This is a genomic window from Streptomyces sp. NBC_00683 (assembly GCF_036226745.1).
Classification (GTDB): domain Bacteria; phylum Actinomycetota; class Actinomycetes; order Streptomycetales; family Streptomycetaceae; genus Streptomyces.
This window is the reverse complement of record NZ_CP109013.1, coordinates 4,382,931-4,399,781: the sequence shown is the minus strand read 5'-3', so window position 1 is coordinate 4,399,781 and position 16,851 is coordinate 4,382,931. Positions and strand designations below refer to the sequence as shown.

Sequence of the window (16,851 nt, the reverse complement as noted above, 5' to 3'; positions counted from 1 at the left end):
GCCCGGATCAGGCAGGCTCAGCGGCTGGCCCGCATCCCCTCGAATGCCAGCTGGACAACGGTGTCGGCCAGCTGCTCCCGCTCGGCCGAGCCACCCGGTTGCGGGCGGTACCACTCGACCAGGGAGTTCACCATCCCGAAGAGCAGCCGTGTGGCCATGCGTATGTCCACGTCGGCACGCAGGTCACCGTCCGCCACGGCGGCCTTGAGGAGCTCCGACACCCGCTGGTCGAACTCGCGCCGCCGCTCCAGGGCCAAGCGCTCGGTCGCTGTGTTGCCGCGCACGCGCAGCAGCAGCGTGACGTACGGCAATTCGTCCATCAGCACCTCGACGGTGCGGCGTGTCACGTACTCGACCCGCTCGATCGCCCGCCCGCGCGTCGCGCCCGGCTCCTCGAGAATCCCGAACAGCCCGTCGAGCGCCCGGCTCACCGCGCGCCGCAGCAGCTCTTCCTTGCCGGTCACATGGTGGTAGATCGACGATTTGGAGATGCCCGCCGCCTTGGAGAGGTGCTCCATGGACGTGCCGTCGTAACCGCGCTCGTTGAAGACACGGACGGCAACGGTGAGGAGTGTCTCCGGGGTGTACGTGTCCCGCTTGGCCGTGGTCATGAACGCGATCCTCCCCCATGAGTTGTCCACAGGTTTCTTGGGGCCCCTTGTCCCGACCGATCGTTCGGTTACTCTAACTCCGTCCGCACATCCCTGCCCAGCTCGACGAGGAGTTGGTCCGTCATGGCCGCCGAGCTTTCCACCGAGAAGCTGTCCGAGACCCACCGCCCGACGCTCGACCAGGCCCTCGACGCGATTCGTACGCGCGCCTACTGGTCCCCGCACCCCGAGCACCCGAAGGCCTACGGAGAGGGCGGCCTCCCCGGCAGCCTGGGCGCGGCCGAGGGCAAGGCCGCTTTCGACGCGGTGCTGAACACCAAACTCGATCTCGGCCAGCCCGGGACCGACGGCTGGACCGGCGGGGAGGTCTCGCCCTACGGGCCGGAGCTCGGCGTCGAGTATCCCCACGCCGATCCGGACGTCCTGCTCCCGGCGATGACCGCCGGGTCGGGTGCCTGGCGCGCGGCCGGACCGGAGACCAGGGCCCTGGTCTGCCTGGAGATCCTCGCCCGGATCAGCGCCCGCACCCACGAGCTCGCCCACGCCGTGATGCACACGAGCGGGCAGGCCTTCATGATGGCGTTCCAGGCAGGCGGCCCGCACGCTCAGGACCGCGGCCTGGAAGCGGTGGCCTACGCGTACGCGGAGCAGATCCGCACGCCCCTGACCGCCGACTGGTCCAAGCCCCAGGGCAAGCGCGACCCGCTCCAGCTGCACAAGTCGTACACGGCCGCCGGCCGCGGCATCTCGCTGCTGATCGGCTGCAACACGTTCCCCACGTGGAACGGCTATCCGGGCCTCTTCGCCTCGCTGGCGACCGGCAACCCGGTCCTGGTGAAGCCGCACCCCAGGGCGGTCCTGCCGCTCGCGCTGACCGTCCAGCTGGCACGCGAGGTGCTGTCCGAGGCGGGCTTCGACCCGAATCTGATCGCGCTGGCGGCCGAGAGGCCCGGCGAGGGCATCGCCAAGACCCTCGCGGTACGCCCCGAGATCAAGATCATCGACTACACGGGTTCCTCCGCATTCGGCGACTGGCTGGAGGCCAACGCCAGGCAGGCCCAGGTCTACACGGAGAAGGCCGGCGTCAACACGATCGTCGTCGACTCCACCGACAACTACCGGGGCATGCTCGCCAACCTGGCCTTCTCGCTCTCGCTCTACAGCGGCCAGATGTGCACCACCCCGCAGAACCTGCTCATCCCACGGGACGGCATCACGACCGACGCGGGTGCCAAGTCGTACGAGGACGTCGTCACGGACATCGCTGAAGCCGTCAACGGGCTCCTCGGTGACGACGCCCGGGCCAACGGGCTGCTCGGCGCCCTCGTGAATCCCGACGTCAAGGGCCGCCTGGAGGCGGCGGCTTCACTGGGTGACGTCGCCCTGGCCTCGCGCGCCGTGGCCAATCCCGACTTCCCCGACGCGGTGGTCCGCACGCCGGTCATCGTCAAGCTCGACGGCACCAAGCCCGACGAGGGGGCGGCCTATCTCTCGGAGTGCTTCGGCCCCGTGTCGTTCGCGGTCGCGGTCGACTCGACCTCCGGCGCGCTGGAGCTCCTGCGCCGCACCATTCGGGAGAAGGGCGCGATGACGGTCGGCGCGTACACCACGTCCCCGGACGTGGAGCGTGCGGTGGAGGACGTCTGCCTCGACGAATCCGCCCAGCTCTCGCTGAATCTGACGGGCGGGGTGTACGTCAACCAGACCGCGGCGTTCTCCGACTTCCACGGTTCGGGCGGCAACCCCGCGGCCAACGCGGCCCTGTGCGACGGAGCCTTCGTCTCCAACCGTTTCCGGGTGGTGGAGGTCCGCCGCCAGGCATAGGGATCCGTCGCCGGCCTGCGTCGGACGGCCGGTGCTCCCGGTGTCCGGTGGAGCGGGGAGAGCACGACACCTGCCCCGCTCCACCGGCTACTGGACCCGCGGGTCCGGAATGTCCGCGTACCGCTGCACCCACGCGTGCATCGCGATGGCCGCTGCCGCACCGGCGTTGATCGACCGCGTCGAGCCGAACTGCGCGATCGAGCACACCATCGACGCGTGCTTGCGCGCGTCCTCCGTCAGCCCGGGCCCTTCCTGCCCGAACAACAGCACGCACCGTCGCGGCAACTCCGTACGCTCCAGCGGCACAGCCCCGGGAAGATTGTCGATCCCGATGATCGGCAGCCCCTCGGCCGCCGCCCAGGCGGTCAGGTCCGCGGTGTCGGGGTGGTGCCTCACGTGCTGGTAGCGGTCGGTGACCATCGCCCCCCGACGGTTCCAGCGCCGCCGGCCCACGATGTGGATCTCCTTGGCGAGGAAGGCGTTGGCGGTGCGCACCACCGAGCCGATATTGAAATCGTGCCCCCAGTTCTCCACCGCCACATGAAAGTCGTGCCGCCGCAGATCGAGATCGGCGACGATCGCCTCCCTCGTCCAGTACCGGTAGGAGTCGCCCACGTTGCGCCTGTCCCCCTGGGCGAGCAGCTCGGGGTCGTACCGCTCCCCCTCGGGCCAGGGCTGCGGGTGGGGGCCGACGCCGATCTCCGTGCCGTAGCCGTCGTCGTACTGGATCGGTTCGGCGGACGGGTCGGGTGCCGTGTCCGCCTGGGGCTCTTGTGTACTACCGGTCTCGCTGCTCACCCGACGAGCGTATGGCCACCGCCACCGCCGTGCTGCGGGGCCTCCTGCTCCTGACCGCCCGGCTGCCGCTGCCCGGGCAGCACGGGCGTGCCCGCCGGGCGCGAGAACAGCCGCTGCCGGCCGCGCGTCACCCTGGCTCCCAGCCACACCAGGAAGACGGTCGGCAGGAAGACGGCGTCCGCCGCGATCATCGCCATCGAGAAGAACGGCAGGCCCAGCAGGACGGCGATGCCGGCGTGCTCACCGATCATGACCACCAGCAGGACGTTCTTGACCCGGCGGTTGAACAAGGTGAAGGGGAAGGCGACCTGCACGATGACCGTGGCGTACGTCAGCACCATGACGGCCAGGGCATTGGACGCGAGAAGACCCGACAGTTCTGGCCACGGCGTGAAGTAGTCGAGCTTGAGCGGGTAGTAGAGCGCGGTGCCGTCCTGCCAGCGCGAGCCCTGGATCTTGTACCAGCCGGCGGTCGCGTAGATCAGGCAGACCTCGGCCATGATCACGACGAGGGCGGCGCTGTGGGCGAGGTTGGCCACGACGTCGAGCAGCGTGCGCAGCTCACGGTCGGGTGCGTAGCGGTTCACCAGCCACCAGCCGGCGTTCCCGAGCCACAGCACCCACAGGAGCGACTGCAGCCACCACGTGCCGCCGAAACCGTCCATCAACGAGGCCACGAGCAGGACGGGGCCGGCCGCGGCCCAGAGGACCGGACCCGCCACGTCCCGGACCGGAGTGCGGCCCTCCGCGGCCCGGGCGGCGTTCCGTGCCGCACGGCGCGCATCCAGCGACCAGACGCGCGCACAGCGCGTCAGCACCAGATAGACGGCCATCAGGTGGATGACGTTGTCGCCGCCGTCGCCCATGAAGATGCTGCGGTTCTGCAGCGAGAGGACCCCGACCATGAAGAGGACGGACGTGACGCGGGTGCGCCACCCGATCATCAGGAGCGCGGCCGACAGCAGCGTGAGCGCGTACACGGACTCGAACCAGAGCGCGCTGTCGGACCACATGAGGACGGTGAAGGCTTCGTTGCTGTCGATGAGCTGCCGGGCCATGTCCCAGCGCCAGGGGCCGTCGGGGCCGTACAGCTCTTGGCGGTGCGGCAGCTCACGCAGCAGGAACAGCAGATATGTGGCGGAGACACCGATCCGGACGACGGCGCTCTGGTACGCGCCGAGGGGCGAAGCGGTGACCCGCTGGATGCCACGGGCGAGACGGTCGGCATCCCCTGCGTTCTTCCGGATCCGAGAGGTGGGTGCGCTCACTTCTCCGCCTCCTCGCCCTGTGCTGCCCGGTCAGCTGTGTCCGACTCGGGGAGATCGTCCGAGGTGACTGTCCACCATGGGAGCACCCGGTAGTTCGGCTTGGTGCTGATCTTCTCGTTGCTCCACGGCGGCGCCCCGACGGAACGCACGGCGGACCGCACCTGGATGCGTTCGACCGTGCCTGCGTAGTTGTCGTCGATGAGGCGCAGCATCACGATCCGGCGGATGTAGCGCTCGGAGAGCTCGCCGCGCAGACCGTTGGGACGGTTCTCGTTGTCGTGGGATCCCACGTAGAAGTCCCAGGCACGGCGGAGCTCGTTCTGGTGGACGTGACTGGGGAGGGGGTTTCCGCGTATCGCCTCGCCGTCCTCGCCGGAAAGGCTCATCCAGCGCGTGGTGCGTCGGCCGTCGGCGCCGGCGATCTCGGCCCGTACGTGCACGGCGACGTTCTGCTGGAGCGGATTGGGAGCGAACAGCTTCCAGTTCTGCTCGAACTCCGGGTAGACCCAGTCGTCGACCGTCTCGCCGTGCTGCTTCGTCAGCGTGTTGGACGGTGCGACGTGCAGGAACACCATGGCCAGGTGTCCGACGGCCAGGAGCCCGATGACGGACAGTGCCAGTGCTGCGGTGACCTGGTACGGAAGCGAGAGCGCGGCTATTCCGCCGCTCGGCCTGGGAGGCTGCCCCGGATCCGCACCGACTGCGAAGGCGGTGCCGGGTGCCGGCTCGGGATCCGCGCCGGGTGCGACGGCGGGCGCGGTGCCGGGTGCGGGGGCTGCACCGGGTGCGCCATCCACCGCCGTGTTCGGCGGGCGGCCTGCCCCGGTGCCGGGTATCTCCGCCGATCCGGCACCCGCGTCTTCGTCCCCGCTGTCGGGGTGCGTGGCGGCGGCGTACGGCTCCCCGTCCGGACCGGTTTCCGGATGACCCACCGCCTCCGGCCAGGCGAGCTTCTTCTCGCTTCCGGCGTGCCCACCGTGGTCCGAATCCATCCCGCCCCGATCGCCATCGATCACCACTCAGTTATCCACAGGGTTGACACCCTACGGGCCTCCGACTCACCATTGAAGTCAATGAACCGAACGATCGGTCGGTAGGGAGTGCGGGATGGCGGCAGTGACTGCGGACCAGACGACGCAGGGGACGGCAGGCACGGCGGACGCGGCGCGCGCCGCGGCATTCGACGCCGCGGTGGCAGCCGACGACCGGATCGAGCCGCGGGACTGGATGCCGGACGCCTACAGGGCCTCACTGGTCCGCCAGATGGCCCAGCACGCGCACTCCGAAATCATCGGCATGCAGCCCGAGGCCAACTGGATCACCCGCGCACCCTCGCTGCGCCGCAAGGCGATCCTGATGGCAAAGGTGCAGGACGAGGCCGGCCACGGGCTGTACCTGTACAGCGCCGCCGAGACGCTCGGCACCAGCCGCGAGGAGCTGCTCGACAAACTCCATGCGGGCCGCCAGCGATACTCGTCGATCTTCAACTACCCGACGCTGACCTGGGCCGACGTCGGTGCGATCGGCTGGCTGGTCGACGGCGCCGCAATCACCAACCAGGTCCCGCTGTGCCGCTGCTCCTACGGCCCGTATGCGCGGGCGATGGTCCGGATCTGCAAGGAGGAGTCCTTCCACCAGCGCCAGGGGTACGAGCTGCTCCTCGCCCTCAGCCGGGGCACCGCCGCCCAGCACGAGATGGCCCAGGACGCGGTGAACCGCTGGTGGTGGCCCTCACTGATGATGTTCGGCCCGCCCGATGACGCCTCGGCGCACTCGGAACAGTCGATGGCCTGGAAGATCAAGCGGCACTCCAACGACGAGCTGCGCCGGCGCTTCGTGGACATCTGCGTCCCGCAGGCACAGGCGTTGGGCCTCACCCTCCCGGACCCCGACATCCGGTGGAACGAGGAGCTCGGACAGCACGACTACGGAGCGATCGACTGGACGGAGTTCCAGGAGGTCCTCAAGGGCAACGGCCCCTGCAACGAAGAACGGCTCGCCCAGCGACGCACGGCCCACGAAGAGGGCGCCTGGGTCCGGGACGCGGCAGCGGCATACGCAGACAAGCACGCAGCAAAGCCCGGGGCATCCGGAGCAAGCGCAGAGCCCGGGGAGGCAACAGCATGAGCAGCTCGACCGACTGGCCGCTGTGGGAGGTGTTCGTGCGCTCACGCCGCGGGCTCTCCCACACCCACGCAGGCAGCCTGCACGCGCCGGACGCGGAGATGGCCCTGCGCAACGCACGCGATCTGTACACACGCCGCTCGGAGGGCGTCTCCATCTGGGTAGTTCCCTCGACCGAGATCACCGCTTCCTCGCCGGACGAGAAGGACTCTTTCTTCGAACCCGCCGGGGACAAGCCCTACCGCCACCCCACGTTCTACGAGATCCCCGAAGGGGTGAAGCACCTGTGACCGCGGCTCTCGCCCTCGGCGACGACGCGCTGGTGCTCTCGCACCGGCTGGGGGAGTGGGCGGGGCATGCCCCCGTCCTGGAGGAGGAAGTAGCCCTGGCCAACATCGCCCTGGACCTGTTGGGGCAGGCCAGACTGCTGCTCTCGTTCGTCGGCGACGAGGACGAGCTGGCCTTTCTCCGCGAGGAGCGCTCCTTCCGCAACCTCCAGCTCGTCGAGCAGCCGAACGGCGACTTCGCCCACACCATCGCCCGCCAGCTCTACTTCTCCGTCTACCAGCACCTGCTCTACGAGCAGCTGGCCGCGGGCGGGGGCGAGTTCGCGGACCTCGCGGCGAAGGCCGTCAAGGAGGTCGCCTACCACCGCGACCACGCGGAGCAGTGGGTCCTGCGGCTCGGCGACGGCACGGCGGAGAGCCATGAGCGCATGCAGCGCGGCCTGGACACGCTGTGGCGGTTCACCGGTGAGCTGTTCCAGCCCGTCGAGGGAGTCGATGCCGACTGGGAGGCCCTGCAGAGCAGCTGGCTGTCGGCCATCACCTCCGTGGTCGAGCGGGCCACGCTGACGCTCCCGTCCGGCCCGCAGTCCGGAGCGTGGACGGCGGGAGCGGGCCGGCAAGGTCTGCACACCGAGCCGTTCGGGCGGATGCTCGCCGAGATGCAGCACCTGCACCGCAGCCACCCGGGGGCGTCATGGTGACCGAGACCCTGCTGGAGGCGGAGCTCCACCGGCTCGCGGGCTCCGTGCCCGACCCCGAGCTGCCGGTCATCACCCTGGACGAGCTCGGTGTGCTCCGCGGCGTGCGGATGGACGGCCCGGACAGCGTCACCGTGCAGCTCACTCCGACCTATACCGGCTGCCCGGCGATCGAGGCGATGTCCGCCGATATCGAGCGAGTGCTTCACGAGCACGGCGTGGCCGAGGTCTCCGTGGTGACCGTCCTCGCCCCGGCCTGGTCGACGGACGACATCAGCGACGAGGGCCGGCGCAAGCTCGCCGAGTTCGGCATCGCGCCACCCCGACCCGGAGGCGGGCCGGGCGGACCGGTGCCGCTGACCCTCGCGGTGCGCTGCCCGCACTGCGGTTCCACCGATACGGAACTGCTGAGCCGCTTCTCCTCCACCGCGTGCAAGGCACTGCGCCGCTGCGTCGACTGCCGCGAACCGTTCGACCACTTCAAGGAGTTGTAGATGTTCCATCCGCTCCGGGTCAGCGCCATCGAACGGATCACGGACGATGCGGTGGCTGTCACCTTCGCCGTGCCGCCCGAGCTGCGCGAGACCTTCCGTCACAGCCCCGGCCAGCACCTCAACGTGCGCTACAGCGCCGACGGCGAGGAGATCCGCCGGTCGTACTCGATCTGCGCACCGGCCGTCCAGGAGCCTGGCGAACCGGTGCTCCGGGTGGGCATCCGCATGGTCGACGGTGGTGCCTTCTCCACGTACGCGCTCAAGGAACTGGCCGTCGGGGACCAGGTGGAGGCGATGGCCCCGATGGGCCGCTTCGTGCTCGACCCGCGCCCCGGCAACTTCGCGGCGATCGTCGGCGGCAGCGGCATTACACCGGTGCTGTCGATCGCGGCGACGCTGCTGGCCAGGGAACCCGCTGCGCGCTTCTGCCTGATCCGCAGTGACCGTACGGCGGCGTCGACGATGTTCCTGGACGAGGTGGCCGACCTCAAGGACCGTTATCCGGACCGCTTCCACCTGGTGACGGCGCTGTCCCGGGAGGAGCAGGCGGCCGGGCTCCCCTCCGGCCGGCTGGACCGCGAGCGGCTCACCGGGCTGCTGCCCGCGGTCCTCTCGGTGCCCGACGTGGACGGCTGGTTCCTGTGCGGTCCGTTCGGCCTGGTCCGTGGCGCGGAAGGTGCGCTGCGGGAGCTCGGCGTCGACCGGGCCCGTATCCACCAGGAGATCTTCCACGTCGCCGACGAGGGAACGGCGACACCGTCCGTCACCCGGGCCACCACACCGGCTGACAGCACGCTCACGGCGACCCTCGACGGCCGCTCGGGCAGCTGGCCCGTGCAGGACGGCGAATCACTCCTGGAGACGGTCCTGCGGAGCCGCTCGGACGCCCCCTATGCCTGCAAGGGCGGAGTGTGCGGCACCTGCCGGGCCTTCCTGGTCTCGGGCGAAGTGAGGATGGACCGCAATTTCGCGCTGGAGCCGGAGGAGACCGGGGCGGGGTTCGTGCTGGCCTGCCAGTCGCACCCGCTAACCCCGAAGGTCGAGCTCGACTTCGACCGCTGAGGCTCTGCCGTGCTGAGCCTCTTACCGGCTGAACTGCCTGCCGACTGAACTACCTGCCCGCTGTACCGCAGCAACGCGAACCGCTGAACCAGAGCCGTCAGGCCAGAACGTGAATGAGGACCGAGCAGCCCACCGGCCGCTCGGTCCTCATTCACAAACAGCTGGAGAGCGTTCAGGGAACGTCGGAGAAGGGGCCTCAGAGAACGAAGGCCGCGGTGCCGTTGTCGGTGACCATCGGCCGCCCCGCGCCGTCCCAGGCGAGCATTCCGCCGTCGATGTTCACCGCGTCGATCCCCTGCTGCACCAAGTACTGGGTGACCTGTGCGGACCGGCCGCCGACCCGGCACATCACATGCACGCGCCGCCCGTCGTCGGCCGCCTCGGTCAGCTCACCGAACCGGGCCACGAAGTCACTCATGGGAATGTGCAGCGCACCCTCGACATGCCCGGCCGACCACTCGTCGTCCTCCCGGACGTCCAGCACGAAGCCGTCCGACGGCACTGCCGCGATATCCACAGAGGGCAGTGGGGCGAAATTCATGGGTCATGCCTTCTCTCGTACAAACGCGCCAGAGTTACCGGAAACGCTACTGCACCAGGCCCGCCAGCTCGGCCTCACGCTGGGACACCTCGCCCAGCAGCTTCTCGCCGATGTCCTCGAGAAGCCGGTCGGGATCGTCCGGAGCCATCCGCAGCATCGAACCGATCGCGCTGTCCTCCAGCTCCCTGGCAAGAACCGTGAGCAGTTCCTTACGCCTGCTGAGCCAGTCCAGACGGGCGTAGAGCTCCTCGCTCTCGCTGAGCCGGAGCTCAGGTGCCACCGGACCCGCCGCCCATTCCCCGGCCAGCTCCTTCAGCAGCTCCACATCTCCACGGCCGTAGGCAGCGTTGACGCGGGCGATGAACTCATCGCGGCGTGCCCGCTCCTTCTCGTCCGGTGCCAGATCCGGGTGCGCCTTGCGGGCCAGCTCGCGATAGAGCTTGCGCGCCTCCTCGCTTGGCCTGACCCGCTTCGGAGGCCGGACCGGCTGCTCCGTGAGCATGGCCGCGGCCTCGGGTGAAAGACCGTCGGAGTCCATCCAGTCGTGGAACAGCTCGTCGACCCCCGGCATCGGCATGACGATCGCCCGGGCCTCCTGAGCCTTGCGCAGATCCTCCGGATCACCGGACTTCGCGGCCCGCGCCTCCGCGATCTGCGCATCGAGCTCGTCCAGGCGCGCGTACATCGGGCCGAGCTTCTGGTGATGCAGCCGGGAGAAGTTCTCGACCTCCACCCGGAAGGTCTCCACCGCGATCTCGAACTCGATCAGCGCCTGCTCGGCCACCCGGACGGCTTTGGCAAGCCGCTCCTCGGGCCGGGGCGCACCGGCTGCATCCGCCGCGTCACCGGCCGCGCTGGAACCAGCCGCACCGGAATCAGCCTCACCGGAATTACTCGCGTCGGAGTCAGCCGTGCCGGCATCGTGCTGATCGGCCTGCGGTGCGTCGTACGCATCACCCTGCAGGCCGCCCTGCGACGTGTCGGGCGCGGCATACGGCTCGTCCTGCCGGGCGTGGTTCTGCCGGTCTTCGTCGTTCCGGGTGGTCGGCACCCCGGCGGCTTCGTCGGTCACCCGTCCAGCGTATGGCCACGGCCCGCACACCGAGGACCCGCGGTCGTCTGCAAGCCCCTCATACGCCGAGCTCGGCGGCTATCCGCCCGGCCCCGACGGCCCGTACGAGCTCGGCGTGGTCCGCCTCGGTCCTGTCCGCGTACGTCACCGCGAAATCGGCCACCGCCTCGTCCAGCTCTGCGTTCTTCCCGCAGTAGCCAGCGAGCAGACGGGGATCGGCACTGTGCGCATGGGCCCTGGCCAGCAGCGCGCCCGTCATCCGTCCGTAGTCGTCGACCTGGTCCGCGGCGAGAGCGGCCGGGTCCACGCTGCCCTTGCGATTCCTGAACTGCCGTACCTGGAAGGGCCTGCCGTCGACCTCTGTCCAACCGAGCAATATGTCGCTGACGACCTGCATCCGCTTCTGCCCGAGCACCACCCGGCGCCCCTCGTGCACCACGTCCGGCACATCGAAGCCGGCCTGCGGGAGATAGGGCGCCAACGCGGAGGGCCGGGCCTCCTTGACCTGCAGGACCAGCGGCTCACCCCGGTGATCCAGCAGCAGCACCACGTACGACCGGGTGCCCACGCTGCCCGTCCCCACCACCCGGAACGCCACATCGTGGATCGCGTACCGGGCCAGCAGCGGAACGCGGTCCTCCGAAATCGTGCCGAGGTAATCGTGCAGGCCCGCCGCGACCGCGGCGGCCTCCGCGTCCGGCACCCGGCGCAGCACCGGCGGCGCGTCGACGAAGCGCCGTCCGCCGTCCTCGGAGTCCTCCGTGGACCTGGCGGCGAAGCGGGCACTCGTGTTGTTACGGGCCTTCGCCGAGACCCGCTCCAGCGTCCCGAGCAGGTCCCGGGCATCGGTGTGCGAGACGAGCTCCTCGTCCGCGATGGCGTTCCAGGCGTCGAGTGCGGGCAGCGCGGCCAGCAGGCGCATGGTGCGACGGTAGGCACCCACCGTGTCGTACGCGCCCTGACGGCAGGTGTCCTCGTCCGCACCGGCTTCGCGGCCCGCGAGCACCAGCGAGGTGGCAAGCCGCTTGAGGTCCCACTCCCACGGGCCGAAGACGGTCTCGTCGAAGTCGTTCAGATCGATGACGAGGCTGCCGCGGGCATCGCCGTACAGCCCGAAGTTGGCCGCATGCGCGTCGCCGCAGAGCTGTGCGCCCACACCCGTGACCGGTGTACCCATGAGGTCGTGGGCCATCAGCCCGGCCGAGCCGCGCATGAAGGCGAACGGTGTGGCGGCCATCCGCCCCACCCGGATCGGCGTGAGGCCGGGCACCCTGCCGCGGTTCGACTCCTCGACCGCCTGCACCGCGTCCGGCCGGCCGGCCGGAAGGACCAGGGAGCTGTGCGAGGCCCGCGGAACCGTGGCCCGCAGCGCCTTGCCCGCAGCCTTCGGAGATTCCCCGTCCGACGCCGACGAGGCACCTGTCGCCACACGCTGCGCAAACCCGGGCACGACCGGAATGCGCGCACCTGCCGCTGCCGCCCGCTGTACCGGCACCGTCGCATCGATTTCACTCATGGAGCGCCGCCTCCCCCGCCTTGTCGACCCGTTCGTCCAACATCAACTGCGGACGACGGTACAGCTGTCCCGCGACGGCCGTCTGCCCCTGTGGACAACTCCGGGAACCGGCCTGTGGACAACTCCAGGGCGGTCTCCAACGGCTCAGACCGCGACCGCTTCCTCCATCTCCTCCTCGGCCCCCGCACTCGACGCGGCGAGGGCTTCGGCGCGGGACAGCTCGGAAGCCGCCCGACGCCCCTTCGCCTCGGCAGCACCGGCCACACCCACGACGGCCAGTCCCGCCACGAACCACAGCGCGAGCACCAGCACATGGCCGCCCAGTGAGTGGCCGCCGAAGTACACATGGCTGCGGACACCTTCGACGAAGCCCGCACCGTTCCAGAAGGCATGGAGCGAGCCGAAGAATCCCGGCTGGAGCTCGGGCCGGAAGATGCCGCCCGAGCTGGTGAAGTTGAGCATGACGAAGAGCACCATCACGCCGAGCGTGGTCCACCGCTTGAGGAAGGTGTGCAGCCCGACACCGATCAGCAGTATCCCCGCCGAGTAGAGCCACGCCATGGCCCAGAGCCCGCCGAGCCCGTGGTCCACGAGGCCGAACAACGGCCCTGCGAACACCGCACCGATCACGCTCACCACGAGCGAGGCGCCGACGGCGAGCGCCGCCCTGATCCGCAGCGCCAGCACCGCGCCCGCGCCACCGATCACCGCGACCGAGGCGTACGACCCGATGCTGACGGCCACCAGCAGGAAGAAGATCCCCTGCCCGGTCGGATCGCCGTCCGCGGTCGGCTCGGCGTTCGTCACCTTGAGGGGCGCCCCCTGCTCGGCGGCGACGTCGGTGAAGACCTTCTGCACCACCGTCGCGCTGGTGTCCGACGAGGCGGTGGCCACAATCAGTTCGGGGCTGCTCCCCGGCAGGTAGGCACCGTAGCTCTGCTGTGTCCGCAGGTGGTTCACCGCGGTGTCGCGGTCGGCTACCGTACGCACACTCAATGCACCGTCACCCCTGTCCTGCAAGGTCTGTGCGAGCACGTCGGCACTCGCCCCCGAGCCGACGACGTCCACCCTCAGGTCGTGCGGTTCCGGAGCGTGAAAAGCACCCAGGTAAGCGAGCCCCATGCCGACGCACATCAGCAGCGGCGTAACGAGATGGCTGAGTACATGACGCAGCGCACCGGCAGTGGAGCCGGACGGCGCACTCGGACCTGCGGACATTCGAGCAACCTCCAGTCGTTGGCTTTTACAACCTCTAATTCGTTGTAGCATACATCTAGATTTCGAGAAAGGTGACTCCGTGGCAGGCGCCCCCCGGGAACGCGAGGAGTCGCTGGATGTCATCCAGCGCGAACTGACCGCCTTCGCACGCCGTGCACGCTCAGCCGCAGCACGCCTCCACCCGGAGCTGCCCCTGGTCTCGTACACACTGCTTGCCCACATCGACCACCGGCACGGCTGCCGCGCAACCGACCTGGCGGCGCACTACATGCTGGACAAGTCGACGGTCAGCCGACAGGTTGCCGCCCTGGAGAAGCTCGGCCTGGTCGAGCGCCATCCGGATCCGGACGATCACCGCATCCAGGTGCTGCACCCCACCGCCACGGGCACTCAGGCACTCGCCTCGACCCAGGCAAGCCGCCGCGCGGCCTACCGGGAGCGCCTCTCCGAGTGGACAGCGGATGATCTGGCGCAGTTTGCGGAGTACCTGCTGCGCTACAACACGACCGGCGACGGCGACACACCGCAGTAGACGTTCACCCGCACCACCGGCCCACCCCGCCAGGTGATCACGCGCACCACCGGCCTCCCGGCGGACAGGTCAGCAGCCGCCCGAATCGATCAGATACGTGTCGGCCCACTGCCCCAGCTCCTTGAGCGCCGGCCCCATCGCGGCACCGGCCTCCGTCAAGCGGTACGAGACGCGCAGCGGGGGCCCCTCGTCGACCTCGCGCACGACGAGACCCGCAGCCCCCAGCTCGGAGAGCCGGTCCGAGAGCATGCGCTCACTGATGCCCGGAATCGCCCGCCGCAGATCCGCGAAGTGCACCGGCTGCTGCATCAGCACCGAGACGATCGGGCCCGTCCACCGCTTCCCGAACAGCTCGAAGACGCGGCTGATGCCCACATCCACCCGCCGACAGGCCTGTGCGTCGTGATCTGCCATGGCTCCAGAGTACTGCGTCACCGTGAGGGACTTATGAAAAGTAAGCGACTATGTTATCAATAGGTACGTACGAAACACGGGCTCCCCTCGGGCCCCTCACGGCGCGTCCGTGACTCCGGAACCGAGCTCCGCCCACCCGACTCCCTGTGGAGATCCCCATGGCCACGCTCCTGCACCTCGACTCCGCTGTATTCCCCCAGGGCTCCGCGTCTCGCGCGATCGCTGCCGTATTCGTCGAGACCTGGCGGGAGCAACACCCCGACGGCCAGGTGGTGTACCGCGATCTCGCCGCCGACCCCTTGCCCCACCTGGATGCCACGGCCGTTTCCGCCGGTGCCGACGACGCGCTGCGCGGCCAGTTGGCCGCCGAACTGGCAGGCGCGGACGCCGTGCTGATCGGCGCTCCGATGTACAACTTCTCGATCCCGTCCACCCTGAAGGCGTGGCTGGATCAGGTGATCATCGTCGGACACAACGTCGGCGCCGACAGCCCGGTCACCGGCACCCCTGTCACCGTCGTCGCCAGTCGGGGCGGTTCGTACGCCCCCGGCACTCCTCGCGAGGAGTTCGAGTTCGTCCAGAATTACCTGGAGAAGGTACTGACCGGCATGTTCGGCGTCGAAGTCGATTTCATCGTCCCGGAGTTGACGCTGGCACACTCGAAGCCCGAGATGGCGGAACTCATTCCGCTCGCCGATGCCTCCCGCGCCCAGGCATTCACCGACGCCACAGAGAAGGCCAAGGCCCTCGCGGCACGTCTCGCCGCCTGAGCGACCGGAAACATCCGGGGCAACCGGGCAGCACGGCCGGGGCCACGGAGCAGACCAGCGCTTCGTGGCCCTGATTTCCTCTCCGCGCGGCTCCTGGACGGGCGCCTGCACACGTCCGGTACGACTCCCCTACGGTGCGGATCCGACGTTTCACGTGAAACAACGGCCGCATCCAGCCGCCATCCCGTTACGGTCATCCGCTGGCCCCTATTCATCACCGAGCGGGAAGCGGAGACAGCCATCCCCACCATCCGAATCGTTCTGGCCGACGACGAGGCGATGATCCGCGCCGGAATCCGCGCCATCCTCTCCGGAGATCCCGAGATCGAAGTCGTGGCCGAGGCTGCCGACGGCCGTGAAGCCGTCGCGCTGGCCCTTGAACACCGCCCCGACGTCGTCCTCATGGACATCCGCATGCCGGTCATGGACGGACTCACGGCAACTGAGGAAATCAAGCGCGCTTCCACCGGAATTTCCGTCCTCGTCCTCACCACATTCTCCGAAGACGAGTACGTCAGCAGGGCTCTCAGCGGTGGGGCCAGCGGCTTCATGCTCAAGTCGGGGGACCCACGCGAGTTGCTCGCGGGCGTGCACACCGCGGCAGCCGGCGCCTCCCATCTCTCCGCGAAAGTGGCACAGCACGTCATCGCGGAACTGAACCGAGGCGCCGGCACGCAGGCCAACGCGCGCAGCACCGCACTGGGCGCGCGGGTGGACGCGCTGACCGAGCGGGAACGGCAGGTGCTCGTCCTGCTCGGCAGCGGGCTGTCCAATGCGGAGATCGGGCAGCGGCTCCACGTCGTGGAGGGCACGGTCAAGAGCTACGTGGGGTCGGTCTTCTCCGCGCTGGGCGTACGCAACCGGGTCCAGGCCGCGATCGTCGCCTACGAGACCGGGCTGATCGACGGCGACGCCTGAATCTGACCGGCCCTCCATCGCCGCCAGAACGCCGCTCAGCGCCCCAGGACGGGCACCAGACCCCTCTGCCCCCGCAACCGGCCCACTACCCAGCTTCCGGGCGCCGCCAGAACCCCGACCAGCAGTGGGGCAACCAGCGCTCCAAGCAGCAGACCGGCCGCCACATCGTGCAGATAGTGAACGCCCACGTAGACGCGGGACAGGGCGACCAGCACCGCCAGGGGCAGGACCAGCAGACCGACCAGGCGCCACGTAAGCAAGAGAGTCATGGCCGACGCAGCAGCGATGACGGCATGGTTGCTGGGAAAGGACCAGTCGCCCGGCGCCGGGCACGAGGCGATCGGTCTGACTCCGGGGATGTCCCGGCAGGGGCGCTCCTCATGAAGCCAGACTTTGACGATCTCGCTGACGACGTAGACCACGGCGACAACGAGCGGGGCGAGCAGAGCGTGGGCCATCGCTCTGTTGTCGCGCGTGCGAGCCCTCCACCACTGGACCAGGAAGAGAACGACGAACACGAGAATTCCGCCCTCGGTGACCAATTCACCCAGCCTCTGCACCCACCCAGGCGTGCCGGCGGCCCATTCCGTGATGTCGCGGTACACGCCGACCCCGTACTCCGGACCCGCCTTGGCCGAGCGGACCATGTCTTCCGGCTTAACCACGTTTTTGTACATACTCGGTGTCGCTCTCCGTACGCCGAT

General features: G+C 69.3%; 19 protein-coding genes. 9 read left to right on the top strand and 10 right to left on the bottom strand.

From position 1 onward, the window contains the following. Positions 1–17 precede the first annotated feature (17 nt). Positions 18–611: a TetR/AcrR family transcriptional regulator gene (locus OG257_RS19740; protein ID WP_329209195.1), complete on the bottom strand. Its 594-nt coding sequence runs from the start codon at positions 609–611 to the stop codon at positions 18–20. A gap of 123 nt (positions 612–734) precedes the next feature. Between OG257_RS19740 and paaN the strand changes: the two genes are divergently transcribed. Then, a complete protein-coding gene (gene paaN / locus OG257_RS19735) occupies positions 735–2,435 on the top strand; it encodes a phenylacetic acid degradation protein PaaN (RefSeq protein ID WP_329209193.1) in 1,701 nt (566 codons plus the stop codon). An 87-nt stretch (positions 2,436–2,522) separates the two neighbouring features. On the opposite strand, the gene OG257_RS19730 is transcribed toward paaN, so the two are convergent. Genes OG257_RS19730 through OG257_RS19720 form a run of 3 tightly spaced genes read right to left on the bottom strand, consistent with a single transcriptional unit; the run spans position 2,523 to position 5,493 of the window. Further along, positions 2,523–3,233 (bottom strand): TrmH family RNA methyltransferase, encoded by a 711-nt coding sequence (locus OG257_RS19730; protein WP_329209192.1) that lies wholly within the window; start codon positions 3,231–3,233, stop codon positions 2,523–2,525. Further along, entirely contained in the window at positions 3,230–4,501 is a 1,272-nt protein-coding gene (locus OG257_RS19725; protein ID WP_329209190.1) for an HTTM domain-containing protein, read from the bottom strand. The genes OG257_RS19730 and OG257_RS19725 overlap by 4 nt, the downstream gene beginning before the upstream one ends. Next, positions 4,498–5,493 carry a DUF5819 family protein gene (locus tag OG257_RS19720; RefSeq protein ID WP_329209188.1) on the bottom strand — a complete coding sequence of 332 codons (996 nt, stop codon included), beginning with the start codon at positions 5,491–5,493 and terminating at the stop codon, positions 4,498–4,500. The genes OG257_RS19725 and OG257_RS19720 overlap by 4 nt, the downstream gene beginning before the upstream one ends. A gap of 115 nt (positions 5,494–5,608) precedes the next feature. Here OG257_RS19720 and paaA point away from each other — a divergent pair, with 115 nt between their 5' ends. From paaA to OG257_RS19695, 5 genes are read left to right on the top strand one after another with little or no spacing between them, the layout of a single operon-like run. Then, the gene (gene paaA, locus OG257_RS19715; RefSeq protein ID WP_329209186.1) at positions 5,609–6,628 is read left to right on the top strand and encodes a 1,2-phenylacetyl-CoA epoxidase subunit PaaA; all 1,020 of its coding nucleotides are present in this window, start codon (positions 5,609–5,611) and stop codon (positions 6,626–6,628) included. After that, positions 6,625–6,915: a 1,2-phenylacetyl-CoA epoxidase subunit PaaB gene (paaB, locus tag OG257_RS19710; RefSeq protein WP_030972485.1), complete on the top strand. Its 291-nt coding sequence runs from the start codon at positions 6,625–6,627 to the stop codon at positions 6,913–6,915. The genes paaA and paaB overlap by 4 nt, the downstream gene beginning before the upstream one ends. Then, the gene (gene paaC, locus OG257_RS19705) at positions 6,912–7,613 is read left to right on the top strand and encodes a 1,2-phenylacetyl-CoA epoxidase subunit PaaC (protein ID WP_329209184.1); all 702 of its coding nucleotides are present in this window, start codon (positions 6,912–6,914) and stop codon (positions 7,611–7,613) included. Before paaB ends, paaC begins: the two co-directional genes overlap by 4 nt. Further along, the gene (paaD, locus tag OG257_RS19700) at positions 7,607–8,104 is read left to right on the top strand and encodes a 1,2-phenylacetyl-CoA epoxidase subunit PaaD (RefSeq protein WP_329209183.1); all 498 of its coding nucleotides are present in this window, start codon (positions 7,607–7,609) and stop codon (positions 8,102–8,104) included. The genes paaC and paaD overlap by 7 nt, the downstream gene beginning before the upstream one ends. Further along, positions 8,105–9,166, top strand: a complete 1,062-nt coding sequence (locus OG257_RS19695) for a 2Fe-2S iron-sulfur cluster-binding protein (RefSeq protein ID WP_329209181.1) — start codon at positions 8,105–8,107, stop codon at positions 9,164–9,166. Between the two features lie 196 nt (positions 9,167–9,362). Here OG257_RS19695 and OG257_RS19690 read toward each other — a convergent pair whose 3' ends face one another. The 4 genes from OG257_RS19690 to OG257_RS19675 all read right to left on the bottom strand — a co-directional run bounded on the left by OG257_RS19690 (position 9,363) and on the right by OG257_RS19675 (position 13,513). Then, positions 9,363–9,707 (bottom strand): rhodanese-like domain-containing protein, encoded by a 345-nt coding sequence (locus OG257_RS19690; RefSeq protein WP_329209179.1) that lies wholly within the window; start codon positions 9,705–9,707, stop codon positions 9,363–9,365. A gap of 46 nt (positions 9,708–9,753) precedes the next feature. After that, a complete protein-coding gene (locus OG257_RS19685; protein WP_329209176.1) occupies positions 9,754–10,779 on the bottom strand; it encodes a J domain-containing protein in 1,026 nt (341 codons plus the stop codon). A 58-nt stretch (positions 10,780–10,837) separates the two neighbouring features. Then, positions 10,838–12,295, bottom strand: coding sequence for a DUF2252 domain-containing protein (locus OG257_RS19680; RefSeq protein ID WP_329209174.1), 1,458 nt, complete (start codon positions 12,293–12,295; stop codon positions 10,838–10,840). Between the two features lie 144 nt (positions 12,296–12,439). Then, a complete protein-coding gene (locus tag OG257_RS19675; RefSeq protein WP_329209173.1) occupies positions 12,440–13,513 on the bottom strand; it encodes a hypothetical protein in 1,074 nt (357 codons plus the stop codon). Positions 13,514–13,592: 79 nt separating this feature from the next. On the opposite strand from OG257_RS19675, the gene OG257_RS19670 reads away from it, so the two are divergent. Then, complete coding sequence (locus OG257_RS19670; protein WP_329209171.1) at positions 13,593–14,045, top strand: MarR family winged helix-turn-helix transcriptional regulator; 453 nt, start codon at positions 13,593–13,595, stop codon at positions 14,043–14,045. 69 nt (positions 14,046–14,114) lie between these two features. Here OG257_RS19670 and OG257_RS19665 read toward each other — a convergent pair whose 3' ends face one another. After that, the gene (locus OG257_RS19665) at positions 14,115–14,459 is read right to left on the bottom strand and encodes a winged helix-turn-helix transcriptional regulator (RefSeq protein WP_329209169.1); all 345 of its coding nucleotides are present in this window, start codon (positions 14,457–14,459) and stop codon (positions 14,115–14,117) included. 158 nt (positions 14,460–14,617) lie between these two features. Here OG257_RS19665 and OG257_RS19660 point away from each other — a divergent pair, with 158 nt between their 5' ends. After that, complete coding sequence (locus OG257_RS19660; RefSeq protein ID WP_329209167.1) at positions 14,618–15,229, top strand: FMN-dependent NADH-azoreductase; 612 nt, start codon at positions 14,618–14,620, stop codon at positions 15,227–15,229. A gap of 240 nt (positions 15,230–15,469) precedes the next feature. Beyond that, positions 15,470–16,147 carry a response regulator transcription factor gene (locus tag OG257_RS19655; RefSeq protein WP_329215200.1) on the top strand — a complete coding sequence of 226 codons (678 nt, stop codon included), beginning with the start codon at positions 15,470–15,472 and terminating at the stop codon, positions 16,145–16,147. A 35-nt stretch (positions 16,148–16,182) separates the two neighbouring features. Here OG257_RS19655 and OG257_RS19650 read toward each other — a convergent pair whose 3' ends face one another. Beyond that, positions 16,183–16,812 carry a phosphatase PAP2 family protein gene (locus tag OG257_RS19650; RefSeq protein WP_329209166.1) on the bottom strand — a complete coding sequence of 210 codons (630 nt, stop codon included), beginning with the start codon at positions 16,810–16,812 and terminating at the stop codon, positions 16,183–16,185. Between the last annotated feature and the right edge of the window lie 39 nt (positions 16,813–16,851).

What these genes read in the sequence shown, in the direction of transcription:
- OG257_RS19740 (WP_329209195.1), bottom strand. Translation starts at nt 611, where the DNA reads ATGACCACGGCCAAGCGGGACACGTACACCCCGGAGACACTCCTCACC.
- paaN (WP_329209193.1), top strand. Translation starts at nt 735, where the DNA reads ATGGCCGCCGAGCTTTCCACCGAGAAGCTGTCCGAGACCCACCGCCCG.
- OG257_RS19720 (WP_329209188.1), bottom strand. Translation starts at nt 5,493, where the DNA reads ATGGATTCGGACCACGGTGGGCACGCCGGAAGCGAGAAGAAGCTCGCC.
- paaA (WP_329209186.1), top strand. Translation starts at nt 5,609, where the DNA reads ATGGCGGCAGTGACTGCGGACCAGACGACGCAGGGGACGGCAGGCACG.
- paaB (WP_030972485.1), top strand. Translation starts at nt 6,625, where the DNA reads ATGAGCAGCTCGACCGACTGGCCGCTGTGGGAGGTGTTCGTGCGCTCA.
- paaD (WP_329209183.1), top strand. Translation starts at nt 7,607, where the DNA reads ATGGTGACCGAGACCCTGCTGGAGGCGGAGCTCCACCGGCTCGCGGGC.
- OG257_RS19695 (WP_329209181.1), top strand. Translation starts at nt 8,105, where the DNA reads ATGTTCCATCCGCTCCGGGTCAGCGCCATCGAACGGATCACGGACGAT.
- OG257_RS19690 (WP_329209179.1), bottom strand. Translation starts at nt 9,707, where the DNA reads ATGAATTTCGCCCCACTGCCCTCTGTGGATATCGCGGCAGTGCCGTCG.
- OG257_RS19680 (WP_329209174.1), bottom strand. Translation starts at nt 12,295, where the DNA reads ATGAGTGAAATCGATGCGACGGTGCCGGTACAGCGGGCGGCAGCGGCA.
- OG257_RS19675 (WP_329209173.1), bottom strand. Translation starts at nt 13,513, where the DNA reads ATGTCCGCAGGTCCGAGTGCGCCGTCCGGCTCCACTGCCGGTGCGCTG.
- OG257_RS19665 (WP_329209169.1), bottom strand. Translation starts at nt 14,459, where the DNA reads ATGGCAGATCACGACGCACAGGCCTGTCGGCGGGTGGATGTGGGCATC.
- OG257_RS19660 (WP_329209167.1), top strand. Translation starts at nt 14,618, where the DNA reads ATGGCCACGCTCCTGCACCTCGACTCCGCTGTATTCCCCCAGGGCTCC.